The 1,127-nt window shown below is 39.7% G+C and carries 2 protein-coding genes; both read right to left on the bottom strand.

Annotated features, from left to right (window positions below; all coding sequences use genetic code 11):
* Positions 1 to 323 (bottom strand): hypothetical protein (locus tag KDK13_RS15260; RefSeq protein ID WP_257285834.1); only part of this gene is annotated, 323 nt, incomplete at its 3' end.
* 154 nt (positions 324 to 477) lie between these two features.
* Positions 478 to 1,127 (bottom strand): protein kinase (locus KDK13_RS15255; RefSeq protein ID WP_257285833.1); only part of this gene is annotated, 650 nt, incomplete at its 5' end.

Below are 1,127 nucleotides of genomic sequence, written 5' to 3'. Positions count from 1 at the left end.
ATACTGTCAACGTGGTTTGATCTGTTTTTTCCTTCCTGGTCTTCTTGAACTTTTTGCATCAATACTTCAACACGCCTTTCGGTCATATATTTTTGGAATGTATGAATTGAGCCTTTTTCACCATATTTTTCTTTATAAATTTGTGTTTTATCAAAAGAATGCTTAATATTCCTTCCCCAATGAGAAACCAGTTTTCCATGGCTATCCAGTGTTTTTGTGGCTTTTCCTGCTTCAATACCCGAATACTTTGCTGCTTTTGGTTCAGCCAGTCTGATTTGTTCAGGGTCAATATTTAAAGGTGTGGTTACGTTGTAACGATCCATTTTTTCAACCTATTTAAAATCCATCTATTCAATATTTCCAGTACGACAACTAATTAATCCATGATCAATAAGAGTTTTAGTCAAGCGTAGCCGGTAAAAATTTTCACCATCAGTTCTGAGTTCCCGAATATATGCATTGAATAATATGCAGATGTCAAGAGTAGCAAGAAGCAAAGTAAGGGTGCTTAAGGGCCTCCGTGGGGGACAGCCGTTGCCTTGGATCCAGTTCCGTTAATGCATTGAATAGCTCAGCAGCCTGCTCACCTTCCTTTTCCAGAAGCTGCAGGTACGTAGATTCTCTTAATACTTCCAGTTTTTCCTCAGCAGCATTAACATTCAGGTACCGATTCCACAGCAAGCCAGCGGAAAAATCATCGATTACAGGGTAACCTAAACGCATTTCAGCAAATGTACATCCCAGGGACCAGGAGTCTACCTTGTCATTCGGATAAGTTTCCAATTTATACAGTTTTTCCAATGGCATATAGAGTACTGTCCCAAATCTTTTCTTCTCCTTCCCAGGCATTTTTTCGGCAAGTCCAAAATCACATAGCTTCACGACACCTTCATCATTAATCAGAATGTTGTCGGGTTTAATATCATGATGCAGGTAACCAGCTCTAAATAGTGTGCTAACACCCTTGACCGCCTGAAAAAAGGTTTTTTTCAAATTTTCATCTTTGAAAACGCCATTCTCTTCTGTGAAGTGATGTAAATCCTGTCCCCCATACTCCATAAGGGCGTATTTTTCATCTGATCTTCCCCGGCTCATGGCAACAATCTTTATAATGTTCTCTGTGTCCC

Origin of the sequence: Endozoicomonas sp. SESOKO1 (genome assembly GCF_024606265.1) — a bacterium.
Taxonomy (GTDB): domain Bacteria; phylum Pseudomonadota; class Gammaproteobacteria; order Pseudomonadales; family Endozoicomonadaceae; genus Endozoicomonas.
The sequence above is the reverse complement of the archived record's forward strand: the minus strand, read 5'-3'. Positions and strand labels throughout refer to the sequence as shown.